The sequence below is a fragment of the Neisseria flava genome (assembly GCF_982712965.1).
On sequence record NZ_CEXQBZ010000119.1, the window covers coordinates 1 to 13,962 of the forward strand.

General features: G+C 48.8%; 11 protein-coding genes. 5 read left to right on the plus strand and 6 right to left on the minus strand.

Translation table 11 applies throughout. From position 1 onward, the window contains the following. On the plus strand, positions 1-231 hold a 231-nt coding region (locus AC5M9B_RS08320), incomplete at its 5' end, for an IS3 family transposase (RefSeq protein ID WP_487648501.1). 85 nt (positions 232-316) lie between these two features. Here AC5M9B_RS08320 and AC5M9B_RS08325 read toward each other — a convergent pair. Both AC5M9B_RS08325 and AC5M9B_RS08330 read right to left on the minus strand, forming a co-directional pair. Beyond that, positions 317-1,684, minus strand: coding sequence for an FAD-binding oxidoreductase (locus AC5M9B_RS08325; protein ID WP_070655812.1), 1,368 nt, complete (start codon positions 1,682-1,684; stop codon positions 317-319). A gap of 135 nt (positions 1,685-1,819) precedes the next feature. After that, positions 1,820-2,104 carry a hypothetical protein gene (locus AC5M9B_RS08330; RefSeq protein WP_487648502.1) on the minus strand — a complete coding sequence of 95 codons (285 nt, stop codon included), beginning with the start codon at positions 2,102-2,104 and terminating at the stop codon, positions 1,820-1,822. 572 nt (positions 2,105-2,676) lie between these two features. Here AC5M9B_RS08330 and AC5M9B_RS08335 point away from each other — a divergent pair. Both AC5M9B_RS08335 and glgB read left to right on the plus strand, forming a co-directional pair. Continuing rightward, entirely contained in the window at positions 2,677-3,156 is a 480-nt protein-coding gene (locus tag AC5M9B_RS08335) for an FKBP-type peptidyl-prolyl cis-trans isomerase (RefSeq protein WP_070655816.1), read from the plus strand. A 276-nt stretch (positions 3,157-3,432) separates the two neighbouring features. Continuing rightward, on the plus strand, positions 3,433-7,743 hold the full coding sequence (glgB, locus tag AC5M9B_RS08340) for a 1,4-alpha-glucan branching protein GlgB (protein ID WP_487648503.1): 4,311 nt from the start codon (positions 3,433-3,435) through the stop codon (positions 7,741-7,743). Between the two features lie 259 nt (positions 7,744-8,002). Here glgB and AC5M9B_RS08345 read toward each other — a convergent pair whose 3' ends face one another. Further along, positions 8,003-8,695 carry a VIT1/CCC1 transporter family protein gene (locus tag AC5M9B_RS08345; RefSeq protein ID WP_070655820.1) on the minus strand — a complete coding sequence of 231 codons (693 nt, stop codon included), beginning with the start codon at positions 8,693-8,695 and terminating at the stop codon, positions 8,003-8,005. 189 nt (positions 8,696-8,884) lie between these two features. Between AC5M9B_RS08345 and AC5M9B_RS08350 the strand changes: the two genes are divergently transcribed. After that, positions 8,885-10,312, plus strand: a complete 1,428-nt coding sequence (locus AC5M9B_RS08350) for an acyl-CoA dehydrogenase family protein (RefSeq protein ID WP_141752045.1) — start codon at positions 8,885-8,887, stop codon at positions 10,310-10,312. 189 nt (positions 10,313-10,501) lie between these two features. Here AC5M9B_RS08350 and AC5M9B_RS08355 read toward each other — a convergent pair whose 3' ends face one another. The 3 genes from AC5M9B_RS08355 to csm6 are packed head-to-tail and all read right to left on the minus strand — an operon-like array spanning position 10,502 to position 13,137. Next, on the minus strand, positions 10,502-11,671 hold the full coding sequence (locus tag AC5M9B_RS08355) for a Card1-like endonuclease domain-containing protein (protein WP_487648504.1): 1,170 nt from the start codon (positions 11,669-11,671) through the stop codon (positions 10,502-10,504). Between the two features lie 34 nt (positions 11,672-11,705). Next, positions 11,706-11,999 (minus strand): CRISPR-associated protein Csx16, encoded by a 294-nt coding sequence (gene csx16 / locus AC5M9B_RS08360; RefSeq protein ID WP_019269778.1) that lies wholly within the window; start codon positions 11,997-11,999, stop codon positions 11,706-11,708. Between the two features lie 19 nt (positions 12,000-12,018). After that, on the minus strand, positions 12,019-13,137 hold the full coding sequence (csm6, locus tag AC5M9B_RS08365) for a CRISPR-associated ring nuclease Csm6 (protein WP_019269777.1): 1,119 nt from the start codon (positions 13,135-13,137) through the stop codon (positions 12,019-12,021). 528 nt (positions 13,138-13,665) lie between these two features. Between csm6 and cas2 the strand changes: the two genes are divergently transcribed. Continuing rightward, positions 13,666-13,944, plus strand: a complete 279-nt coding sequence (cas2, locus tag AC5M9B_RS08370; protein WP_154885510.1) for a CRISPR-associated endonuclease Cas2 — start codon at positions 13,666-13,668, stop codon at positions 13,942-13,944. Positions 13,945-13,962 lie beyond the last annotated feature (18 nt).

Sequence of the window (13,962 nt, forward strand, 5' to 3'; positions counted from 1 at the left end):
ATGGTTCAAAGCATGTCGCGTAAGGCGAACTGTTGGGACAATGCGCCGATGGAAAGCTTCTTTGCGGTGTTGAAGACAGAGTGTTTCTATAACGCAGGAGAATTGACGGTGGACGAATTGATGAAACAGATAGATGATTATATGGATTACTACAACCGGGAGCGTTGCAGTTTGACATTGAAAAAGCTGAGTCCTGTCGCATACAGAACCCAGCTTGTACAGAGCGCCTGAAAAGGCTTTTATGAGTGTCCAAGATTTGGGGGCCAGTTCAGATTTCAGACGACCTTTTCGATTTTGGCAAATACTGAAATATTGCTTACGGCAGGAGTTTGCCCGGATTCATGATGTTGTGCGGATCAAGCTGGGCTTTGATGGCGCGCATCAGAGCGATTTCGGACGGGGTGCGGACGCTGGGGAGCCAGTGTTTTTTGATGGTGCCGATACCGTGTTCCGCCGCGATGGTACCGTGGCAGGCGAGGATGTGTTCATAGACGATAGTGTTCACGGCATCTTCGTAGCGGTAAGCATCGTTGCTCAATACGTCGGGCAGGAAGGTGTTGTAATGCAGGCTGCCGTCGCCCAAATGTCCGAAGCAGACAATTTGTATGCCGGGGAAACGGGCTTCCAAGGCGGGGGCGCATTGACGGACAAAGGTGGCGACTTGGGCGATTGGGACAGCGATGTCGTGTTTGATGCTGGTGCCGAGCTTGCGTTGGGAGGCGGAAATGTTTTCACGCAGCGTCCACAGATCGAGGCGCTCTTGTTCGGATTGCGCGATGATGCTGTTTTCTTGGCCGTTTTGATAGAGAAACTCGGCAAGTTTTTCGTCGAGCGCGGCATCGGGAACGGAATCGGCCAGTTCGAGCAGGACGTGCCAGTTTGCATCAGTCGGCTGTTTGAGATGACTGAAATCGGAAGACAATGCCAAAGCGTAGCGGCTGATCAGCTCGAAACTGGTCAGGCGTTCGGCAAAATGCCCTTGTACGGCCGTTAAAAGCTGTACGGCAGATTCGATGTCATCCAAACCTACCCACGCGGTCGCTATGGTTTGCGGACGGGCGAAGAGTTTGAGCGTGGCGGCGGTGATAATGCCGAGCGTGCCTTCGCTGCCGATAAAGAGGTGGCGCAGATCGTAACCGGTAGTATTTTTGTGCAGCGGTTGGAGATGGGAAACAAGTTCGCCATTTGGCAGGATGACTTCCAAACCCAATACCAAGTCGCGCATACTGCCGTAGCGTAAAACGTTTAATCCGCCGGCGTTGCAGGCGATATTGCCGCCGATTTCGCACGAGCCTTCGCTGGCAAGACTGAGGGGGAACAGTCTGCCTGCTTCGGCTGCCGCTTTTTGGACGTTTTGCAGGATTACGCCCGCCTCAACGGTGATGCTGTTGTCGGCAAGGTTGATTTCGCGGATGCGATTGATTTTGGAAAGGTTGAGCAGTACGCCGCCGGAAGCTACCGCCGCGCCGCACAAACCGGTATTGCCGCCCTGCGGGGTAACGGGGATACGGTGCTCAAAACAAAACCGCATGATTTTTTGTACATTTTCTATGGAATGCGGTTGCAAGATGATGTCCGGTTCGGAAACAAAGCGGCGGCGCTGGTCGTTTAACAGGGCCGGAGTGGCTTCGAGGATTTCAGCGGGGGAAAGGAATTCAAGAAAACGGTCGTACAGATTGGGCATAACGGGAAGCAAGGATGGTTTATGTGTGTACGGAGGATTATATAGCGGATAAGGGGAACGAAAAACGGTAAAGGTCGTCTGAAAAATAAAAAAGCAGGATACAATCTGTATCCTGCTTTTTTAACTGTAAAAATATTATTTTGCAGCAGAAGCGGCTTCAGTAGCAGCAGAGGCAGCTTCGGTAGCGGCAGAAGCGGCTTCAGTAGCAGCAGAGGCAGCTTCGGTAGCAGGAGCAGCAGCTTCAGTAGCAGCAGATGCTGCTTCAGTAGCAGCAGATGCTGCTTCAGTAGCAGCAGATGCAGCTTCGGTAGCAGCAGATGCAGCTTCAGAAGCGGCAGAAGCGGCAGTGTCAGCAGCTTTGTCGCCACAAGCAGCCAAAGCCAAAGAGAACAGAGCAGCAGCAATCAGAGATTTTTTCATTTTGAGAACCTTCTTTAAATCGATTTAAATAAAAACGGAACAACTGAAACGGCATTAAGCCGTTCCATTAGAGTAAAAATTCATTGCTGAATTTCCTGCATTATGCCCCACAGCATGGCTCGGTGCAACGATACAGACGAATTAGTAATTTTTTAGTAACTTCTAATCAATCCGGAATGGACGAAAGATGGGGATAAACCTAATCAACATAGGTTGTTATTCAGGCTCTATTCGAAATAGCCCATATCGTAAAATTTATTGATTTCATGTATTTACATTTAAACAATACGCAATCGGCTTCTATTTCTGATTTGTTTGAATAATCTAAACAAAATCATTATACACAGAAATAAAAGTTGTAAAAAAGTTACACCAGTATAAAAATTATCAAAATTTACGCTTTTGCATGATTTTAGTTAAATATTGTTTGTTTTTATTGATAATTGTTAATTTATGAATCTTTGAGATAAATCTCCGTGCATGACGGCGGTGTGTTAGAATATTTGAGATTTGTTGGCAGAGGGTTGTCAATAAAGCCTATTTTGATAAACGGTCATGATAAAGGATAAAAAATGACTATTAAAAAAAATTCCGTGGTTTCGCTTCACTATGAAATGTACGATGCGGACAACCAACTGCTGGACAAAACCGAAGAACCTATCGCCTATCTGCACGGCGGATATGACGGCATTTTCCCTTTGGTGGAAGAAGCTTTGCACGAAAAAAACGTCGGCGATACAGTTGAAGTTGCGCTGTCTCCCGATGATGCGTTCGGCGAGCAGGATCCCAGCTTGGTGCGCATTGAAGATGTCAGCGTGTTTCCGGTTGAAGTGGAAGTCGGCATGATGTTTGAAGCCGATGATCCTGAAACCGGCGATGTCTTGGTTTATCGCGTAACAGATGTGGCAGACGGCAAGGCCGTAGTAGACGGCAACCATCCGCTTGCCGGCATGAAAATTTTGTTTAAAGCGACAGTTGACGACGTACGCGATGCGACTGAAGAAGAAATCACGCATGGCCACGTTCACGGCCCGCACGGTCATCATCACTAATTAAGTTGATTGACAATCTAAAAGGTCGTCTGAAAGCAGGATTGGGTTTCTGTTTTCAGACGACCTTTTCATATCCTGCAAACCCATATCCAAATATAGCTAAAACATTCCGACAATCATCAAAATCAAGCTGCGTCCCTATCGCCTAAAAATTTTGGGATAAGTCAAACTAAGCAGGGAAATCTTGGTCTGAACGGTTGTTTTCTCTGAATTATGGGAAACATTCAATCTTATTTATATTAAGATTCGGTTTATTGTAAACAGGCGAATTGTGTCATGAGCGAACATTTAGAAGAGCAGGCTCTGGGCTTGGGTATTGATTTGGGTTTTCACGACATCGGTGGAATTTATCATGTGGCCAAGCCCGAGGTTTTGGAAGCGATTGTTGCGGCTTTGCAGCAGGACGGTTTTTCAGACGACCTTTATGCGGATACTTTAGTGGCGCATGAAAACGGTCAGGAATCTTTGCAAATGCCTTCCGAGTTTCGTGGCGCGGCTGAAGTTTGCTTGGAAGATGAAGCGGGCGGACGGCAGATTTTGGCGTTGAACCATGGCGAGGACGGCGTGCTTTGGGTTGCGCTGCCGGCTTTGGCTTTCGGCTATTACACTTTATCTGCGGAAGTAGAAGGCATTGTCCGCAAGGTACGGCTGGTGGTTGCGCCGCAGTCGGTTTATCAACCCAAAATGCTGGAACACGGTTTGCGGATGAGCGGGCTGACGACGCATTTGTACAGCCTGCGTTCGCAACGGAACTGGGGCATCGGGGATTTTACCGATTTGCTGGATTTGATGGCGTTCGCGGCGGATAAGCAACTGGATTTCGTCGGCATCAATCCGTTGCACGCGCTTTTTAGCGCCAAGCCTGCTTTTGCCAGCCCGTACAGCCCGTCTTCGCGCGAATGGCTCAATCCGATTTATTTGGATGTGGAGAAGGTTGGCGCATTCTCTTACAACGAAAAGCTGAAAAACTGGCTCAAGCAGCCGAATATCTGCCAGCGCATCGCGGCGTTGCGGATTACGGAAACCGTCGCTTATACGGCGGTTTGGGCGTTTAAGCGCGATGCTTTGCAGAAGGCGTTTGATGCGTTTGAAAACGATGAATGCGAAGCCACCAAACAAGAGCGGGCGGCATTTGACGCCTTTGTTGAAGAACGCGGCGAGGCTTTGGAAGGCTTCGGCCTGTTTGAGGCGTTGGATCAGTATTACAACCGCTCCGGCGAAGTGGGTTGGCTGTCTTGGCCGTCGGAATTTCATGATCCTCATGGCGAGGCGGTTCAAAGATTTGCACAGGGACACCGCCGCGAAATCCGTTTTTATATGTGGCTGCAATGGCTTTGTGCGGAACAGTTGCGCGAAGTGAATGAAGCGGCTGCGGCGCGCGGCGTGAAGCTCGGAATTTACGGCGATTTGGCGGTCGGCGTGGCTCGCGGCAGCGCGGACACTTGGCTTCACCGCGCCGATTACTGCATGGATATGGCGGTCGGAGCGCCGCCCGATCCGTTCAGCCCGACGGGGCAAAATTGGAATTTGCCGCCGCTCAATCCGACCGTGTTGAAGCACACGGGTTATGAGAAGTTCATCCGACTTTTGCGTGAAAATATGCGGCTTTACGGCATCTTGCGCATCGATCATGTGATGGCTTTGTGCCGTCTGTGGTGGGTTGCGGGCGAGACGGCGGATTTCGGCGCGTATGTACATTACGATGCGGATGTGATGTTTGCCATCCTCGCTTTGGAAAGTAGGCGGAATCAATGCGTCGTTATCGGCGAGGATTTGGGGACAGTACCCGACCAAGCGCGTTATTTGCTGAACCGTTATCAGGTGTTTTCTTATAAGGTCGTGTATTTCAGCAAAGGCTGGCACGGCTTTGAATTGCCCGAAGAATATCCCGAACAGGCGATTACGGTGGTCAGTACGCACGATGTCGCACCCTTGGCGGGCTATTGGACGGGCAAGGATTTGGATTTGATGTTCCGCTTGGGTACGATTCCCGATGCGGAAACTTTTCAGACGACCTTGGAAGCGCGTGAACACGACAAGGCGGATTTGTTCGATAAGTTGAGACATACAGGCTGCCTGCCTTCCGATGCCGAGATGTCGTCTGAAACCGACGAAACGCTGCTTACCGCCTTGCACAAATATGCCGCCATGAGCCGCAGCAAACTGTATGCGGTGCAACTGGAAAACCTGCTGGGCATGAGCGACAACTTGAATGTGCCGGGCGTTTCCGAGGGTTATCCCAACTGGGCGCGCAAAATGCCCGTCGCGCTTGAAGACTTTCCCCACAACCGCCTGATGGGCGGCCAACTTGCCATGATTGGAGAGGTACGCATGAAGAAAAACAGCCGGATGAAGCCTTATCACGAGCTTGACCAAGTCGAACGCGACACGGTCGAAAGCCTGTTTCTCGCCACCCACAGCGATTTGTTTGCCTATTTGGGACGACACCGCCTTGCTGAAGGCGACGAGGTCGTGCGAACCCTGATTCCGAACGCTTCGGGCGTGGATATTGTCAATCGTGAGAGTGGCGAGGTGATTACGTCGTCTGAAAAAGTCGATGAACGCGGATTCTTCGTTGCCGTGCTGCCCGATAGCGCGCCCGATTATGCGCTGAACGTCCGTTATGCCGAAGATGCCGAGCCTGTGCGCGAAGAAGACCCATACCGCTTCGGTTCCGCCTTGAAAGACATGGATTCTTGGCTGCTGGCGGAAGGCAAACATCTGCGTCCTTATGAAACTTTGGGCGCGCATTTTGCCGAAGTGGACGGTGTGAAAGGCGTGAGCTTTGCCGTATGGGCGCCGAACGCGCAGCGCGTGTCCGTCATCGGCGAATTCAATAATTGGGACGGCCGCCGCCACGTCATGCGTTTCCACCGCGACAACGGCCTTTGGGACATCTTCATCCCCGCCGTCAAACTCAACGCCCTCTACAAATTTGAAATCCGCGATGCCAACGGCGATGTGCGGCAGAAAACCGACCCGTATGCCTTCGGTGCAGAGTTGCGTCCGAATACCGCATCTGTTGTACGCGGTTTGCCGGAAAAAGTCGAAACACCCGACTTCCGCGCCCGCGCCAACGCCATTGACGCGCCCATCAGCATTTACGAAGTGCATTTGGGTTCGTGGAAACGCAATCCCGAAAACAACTTTTGGCTGACTTACGAACAGCTCGCCAAAGAATTGGTCGCATACGTCAAAGACATGGGCTTCACCCATATCGAATTCCTGCCTGTTTCCGAATATCCGTTTGACGGCTCGTGGGGCTATCAGGCGACCGGATTGTATGCGCCGACCAGCCGTTTCGGTTCTCCCGACGAATTGCGCGCCCTGATTAAAGCCGCCCACGACGAAGGCATCGGCGTCATTCTCGACTGGGTGGTCGGACACTTCCCGACCGACGACCACGGGCTTGCCAAGTTTGACGGTACCGCACTGTACGAACACGCCGACCCGCGCGAAGGCTACCACCAAGACTGGAACACCCTGATTTACAACTTCGGCAGGAACGAAGTCAAAAACTTCCTACAAGGCAATGCCCTGTATTGGATAGAGCGTTTCGGTTTCGACGGTATCCGCGTGGACGCCGTCGCCTCCATGATTTACCGCAACTACTCGCGCAAAGACGGCGAATGGATACCCAACCAATACGGCGGCCATGAAAACCTCGAAGCCATCGCCTTCCTGCGTGATACCAATACTATGCTAAAAGAAATCGTCCCGTCTGCCGCCGAAATCGCCGAAGAATCCACCTCGTTCTCCAACGTAACCCGTCAAGAAGGCTTGAACTTCAGTTACAAATGGAACATGGGTTGGATGAACGACACCTTGCGCTACATGATGGAAGACCCCATCAACCGCAAATACCACCACAACAAAATGACCTTCGGCATGATGTACCAATACAGCGAAAACTTCGTCCTGCCGCTTTCGCACGACGAAGTCGTCCACGGCAAACGCTCGCTGCTCGGACGAATGCCCGGCGACTGCTGGCAGCAATTCGCCAACCTGCGTGCCTACTACGGCTTCATGTACGGCTTCCCCGGCAAAAAACTTTTGTTTATGGGCAACGAGTTCGCACAAGGCAGAGAGTGGAACTACAACGAAGGATTGGATTGGTTCCTGCTCGACCAAGAAGGTGGCTGGCACAAAGGCGTACAAAACTTCGTGCGCGATTTGAACCACGTCTATAAAGACACCGTGCCGCTTTACCAACTCGACCAATGGCCGGAAGGCTTCGAATGGCTGGTCGCCGACGACGGCAACAATTCCGTCTTCGTGTTCGAACGCCGCGACCGCGAAGGTAACCGCGTCATCGTCATCAGCAACTTCACGCCCGTCGTCCACGACAGCTACCGCTTCGGCGTGAACGAAGCCGGCGAATACCGCGAAATCCTCAATTCAGACGACCCCGGCTACAACGGCAGCGGCGTATCCGCCGGACAAACCCTGCAAACCGAAGAAATCTGGTCGCACGGCAAACCCAACTCGCTCGCCGTCAAAGTACCGCCTCTGGCAACGGTTTACCTCTACAAAGCCGCCGAGCCGAGCGCAACGGACTCAGCCGATCAAGTAGAAAGCGAAGTGTAAGCTTGAACTAAACTTGTTTTTTTGAACGCAGAAAGAGCAGAAAGGCAGGTTCAAACCAACCGCTTTGCCTGTTTCAGACGACCTTTTGATATGAAGGGGTCGTCTGAAATTTTTTTGGGATAGCGGATAAAGTTTGATATGCCCGATTACATCGGTTTTGACTGGTAAGGGATGTTGTGTAAAGACAAACGGATATAACAAAAGGTCGTCTGAAAATACTTTCCTCTTCATTAAGGCTGAGTTTTCAGACGACCTCCGTTCAAACCGCTACGCCCGCGAGTTTGCCGATAAGGCCGGTAACGGCCAACGCCGCCACGCCCCACAGGCAAACGCGCAGGACGGCGGGGGCGACGGGGGCGCCGCCGAGTTTGGCGGAGGTGTAACCCAGCGCGGCGAGTCCGCATAAAGTGGTTGCCGCCAGCGTAGGAATAAGGGCGGTGGGGGCAGTCAGCGCGACCAGCAGCGGCAGTATGGCGCCTGCACAGAACGAACCGGCGGAGGCAAGCGCGGCCTGCATGGGCTTGGCGGCGGAGGTTTCGGTGATGCCGATTTCGTCGCGGGCATGTGCGGAGAGCGCGTCTTGTTCCATCAATGCTTGTGCGACTTCGGCGGCAAGCGCGTCGGACAAACCGCGGCGGCGGTAGATTTCGGTCAGTTCTGCCAGTTCGGCAGCGGGGTTGGCTTCCAATTCGCAGCGTTCTTTGCGCAAGTCGGCTTTTTCTGTGTCCGACTGGCTGGATACGGAAACGTATTCCCCCGCCGCCATCGAAACCGCGCCGCCGATAAGGGCGGAAACGCCTGTCAGCAGCAGGGTTTGAAAATCGGGGGCGGCAGCTGCGACACCCGTCAGCAGCGAGGCGGTGGAAATCAGGCCGTCGTTCGCGCCCAATACGCTCGCGCGCAGCCAGTTGTTGCGGTTGCTGAAATGGCGTTCGTTGTGTTGTGAATACATGGCAGTGTTCCGACGGTGTTTTGCGTTATGGTAGCACCGTATCGGTTTATCGGGGCGGCGTAATCATGAGTTGGCACGCTGAAAATCCGGTCATACTTGATAATCATTGTCGCTTAAACGGGTTTGTGGTATAAATCTTAGAAATTTAGCTCTAAACTCTAATAACTGCCCGATTAACTGAGAATCATGATGACACACACCGAATCAAGCGCGCAGCCGTCAACTATGGACACGGCTGCTTTTTTAAAGCACATCGAATCCGCATTCCGCCGCATTTTTTCAGACGACCTCAACCTCATGCAATACCTGCCCGAAGACAAATGGCTTGCCTTGAAGCAGGCGGGTTTGCTGTTGCCCTTCCTCGACAAAAAACACGGCGGCCGCAAGGGCAGCCAGTTTGAAATCCAAGAAGTCCTGCGGATTGCGGGGCATTACGGCGTGCCCGTTACCCTGCGTACAGGCATCGAAGGCGCACTGGTGTTGCAGCCCCTGCAAGAGTTTGGCGACGAAGCGCAAGTCGCACAAGGTTTGGACATGATTTTCAAAGGCGAAGGCGGCGGTTTGGGCATTACCGAACCCGAAACCTCCGGCGCGGCGATTGCCCGCGAAATGCAGTCCTACTACGAATATATCGACGATCAAACCATTTACGTCAATGCCGCGAAATACTGGCAGGGCAACTCGCAAAGCGATTTCCTCCTCGTCGCCGCCAAAGAACGTAAAAACGGCAAACTCTCCAAAGTCATCAACCTGCTGCTCGTTCCCAAGGAATACATCCGCTACGAAGCCCTCACATCCGAAGGCTTGCGCGCCGTCCGTTATGCCGTCAACCGCATTGATGCCGAAATGCCTGCCGCCGCCGTCATGAAACTCTCTCAGAACGACGCCGCCGGTTTGCGCGCGTTCCAAAACATCTTCATCCGCAGCCGCCTGCAACTGATCGGCATGACGCACGGCATCATGGAATACATCCTTGAAAACTTGAACCAATACGTCCGCAACGACATCAAATTCGTCGATTACGAACGCCGCGAAATCCAGCGCCGTCATCAGGTTTCCGAAATCCTTTACCGCTATGTCTGCCATTCCGTTTTGCCCGTTGCACCCGTCGCCCATCAACTGATGGAGGCAAACATCATCAAAACCCTAGCCACGGAATACACTTACGCCGCAGCGCAAATGTTGCAAAAACTCTTAGGTGCGAAGGGTTTTGAACGCGGACACACCGCCAGCAATATCGCTATCGACATCCGCCCCTTCACGATTTTTGAAGGTCCGAACGATATGCTTTATGCCGAGATTTACGACCAGTTCGTCCGTGCCACCGCCGAAGAAAAAGAAGCGGGCATTAAGTTGGACAAAAACCAAACCCTGCTCGACCGCCTGCAAACCGATGCCCGCTTTGCCGCCGTTGCCCGCGACTACACTTTGCCCGAAGACATCCGCAGCTTCCTGCAGGAACACACACTGACCGACGCCTGCGCCTTGCAAAAAGTCTTTATCGGCAAAATCATCGCCCGACTCTTCGTTTTCGTACAGACGGAACACGAAGACACCGCAGCTTTCCTGCTGAACGACATCCGCAAAGATATATTGGATTGCCGATATTGTGGTTGATATTTTCAACAAAACATAAGAAATTAAATAAAGGGACTGCCCTAGATAACGAGGACAGTCCCAAGAACAACTCCGATTGAGTAATTTATTAAACTATTCTTTTAGTTGAAACAGAAAAACGTTGTAAAAAAAATCAGCCCGATGTATGCAATCATCGGGCTTCCATGCTCAAAAAGTCTTTTGAACCGCTTAAAAACCAGGTTTTTCTATTCCATTTCCATTCTTCATCCAATTGGTCAATAGCTTCTGCAATCCTGGTAAATCTTTGCGTTCTATCAATTCAATTTGAGCGCCTTTAGCCCTGTCTCGTATTGGATTGATATCACCAGGTTCACCAGTTTCACGGTAAGAAATTAGAGCAGCCCGCGTTTTCAGTCCCCCTAATTTTTTTAGCGTTTCCAGTTTATAAAGGGCGTTATCAGCTTCTTTTTTATTGCTTGAAAAATTAGCAGTTTTACATTCCAGTACATGCAAAACATTATTGGCTAACACTACTACATCTAATTCATTATGTTGATTAGTATTTTCATCTGAATTTTCAATCTGTACATTTAAAGCAACATCTTGAACCCCTGGAATTTTGCGGATGACATCAAATACATAATCTTCAAACCAACCTCCAGCAACATACTTCTTAGTCTCTAAATCTGGAAAATGTAATTTGCCGTTTTGTTGGGATAGCAATTCATTATCTTCCAAAAGATGTAATAAGTAATTGAAATTTTGTTGATGCTGATTTTCTACTTTTGGCATGTCTGTTGTTAAATCGTTTGAATGGGAAATAACATAATTCAATGCAGTCAAACCTTTTGCAAAATTATTGATTCCTTTTACCAATTTTTCCCATAACTCAGGCAGATTCCGTTGAGCCTGACGGTTAATCTTATAACCTTTTCGAACAGGATAGCCGTATAACTGCAAATAATCCTCAATTTTTATTTTTGAAGGCTGTAATACAAACTGCTCATTATTTTCTAAAAGTAAAATCCGATTATCCTTAGCTGTAAAATAAAATACGGGATAACCTTCATCACGAAACATGCCATAAGCCCCGATTGCCATTAATTTGGTGCCGCCTGTAACATTCAAAGCTACTTTTTGTTTATCAATGTTTAAGAGCAGGTTGAAAATCTCTTCACGTACACTCTGGATATCATATTCATCATGTAAATCAAATATTTGAACCTTAACACAGCAACGGTTTTTCATCACTTCGGCCAACGTTTCCGCCTTTTTTTTCATTGGTTCCGTAGCCAATAAAATAACCTCTTGAGGGCGAAAATCTTCCGCCAAAACCGGAATAAAATTCGGTAACGCTTGATCCGATACCAAGCATACATGTACATCAAACTTTTTCATCCTTATTATTCCTTTCATTTTTTCATATATACAATCAATCCCACGCCCGAACATCAAAACGACGCAGACATGCGCCCATTCTGTTCATTTCATCGGCAGAATATTCCGAACCCCGCAACTGTAATTTCTGCGGCAGTTGCAGAAAATAAAAAGCCGCACCCTTTACACATACCTCTGCCGCCAAGTGCAAAGGCAACGTTCCCAATACCACATCACCGGCCTCTACCTTTGCCGTATCCAAATGCGGCAGGAAGCAATCAACCCTCCACTCGGTTTGATGCTGAATCCACTCAACTGCGCCTTGATGGCGTGATACAAAATAAATCATATTTTATATTTAACTTAACTCAAACAAAACGAATCAGATTCTCATCCGTCGCCAACCGGTAAGACTTATGATTATATTCGCCTATACTTTCAATAAAAAACAACGCTGCGCGTCCTTGCAGTTTGTCTTCAAACCTCTTTTTCAAACGCGAACTGACTTCTTGGACAATTCTTTTATCAGATTGGAATTTTTTTAACTGCCGTTCAACTTCCGCTTTAGCTTCAGCAGATTCCGAACGCAATTTCGGCTTTACCTTCACTAAAAAATTTAATACCTCTTCCGCAAAATCCATATCATCTTGTTTAGCCCGACCCGTTAAATGCAAACAACGCTTTGGCTGATGTTTTTTAAAATGAGCGAAAGCCGCATAAATGGCAAAATCTTGATGAGCCAGCTGAAATTCAGCACCTCCGCAACAAATAGTGCGCTCCGCAACATTAATTTCCAAATCAAACTGCAAAAGATCGCGTTGCGTCAGCTCAACCGCTTCTAAGTAATTCCAATCATCTTTCAACAGCGGCGCAGATAAATTTTCACGCATCCGTACAAACGGAATATCTGCCAACATCACTTTAGCTTCAGCAGCATTCCTCATTCCCAATTTCGTATTTAGAAACCGGTCATCTTTATTCGGATAATAAAACTCAGGATGTTGTTCGAAAGCTTCCTCCACCAAAACATGCGATAAACGGTCTTGGCTTCTGCCAAACAAAGACAACGCATAGCCGATATAAAACCCCATTGATTTCCTACCGCCTGCAATCGATACATGCAATTCCGTTTCTTCATGGCTGCATAAATGATAAATAAACCGGACGATTTGATCGGCGGCCCAATCATTCTCTTCAGGAGTACGGATATCTGCCAAAGGAACATTCGATTTATCGGTAATGACCTGAACAGTATCTTCATCAAAACGAATGTCAGGCAGAGCATATTCCTCGCACAAACGATGGAAAAAACCATGTTTTCCCAAAAGATTATCAAAAATCTGCCTTTTGCCGATTGAAGTCGTCAACACCCAAACTTCATTAGGAATCCAGCTTTTCTGCCGATAGAGCGCAAATAGTGTTTCCGTGATAATTTGTGGCGACATTCCCGTAACGGCAACCAAAATCTTCTTTTTATCCAATTTCATACCCCAAATAACGAATCATCATCTACATAAAAACAAATCATATTCTGCCCTGCGGAAATTAGCCTTGCCCATAAATTTACAACACAAACGACAGGAATTTCGTACTCTAACTAATATGCAATGTCGATAACAGATTCGAACCATTATCGACACCCTAAAAACAACTAACTCTCCAACGCCTCCTTAATCACTTCAGCCACCTTCTCCACAACCACCGCTGCAACAGCCTTCCAAAGAACATCCCACATATCTTTTATCCTTTCTAAACACCACCAATAAAACAAGTATTCTTATCTACCTTCAAATACAGCACCAATCCATTTTCGGCATTAAGTCCGACTATTTCCGGCTTAAAATATCCCTGCCGGTTCAATAATCTATCAACCTCTCAACTTTATCCGTCTAACAGCATTTCTTGCCGTGCTTCCGATGAAACGTATTATCCCGACAAGCCCGACTCCCCACATCAAGTACAAATTTGTTTTTCCATAAAAGCACGATAAAATACAGTCAAAGGGGAAATATCACATGAGTAAACGAACGCATTACGTCTTTGCTTACGACATAAGCAACTACCGTCGGCAATATCAAATCCGAAAAATTCTGAAAGCCTATACCATCGGCCATCAGAAATCACTTTACGAATGCTGGCTGACCTCAAGCGAATATCACAATGTCTGTTTAGCAATCAATAAAATCATTCGAAACCCAGACAAAATCCTGACATTCAAAATGCCTGCAGCGGATTACAGCAAAATGTACGGCACTGCCACACGCTTATCTTACCAACCATTTCTTATCATTTAACAATATAGGACAGGAAAA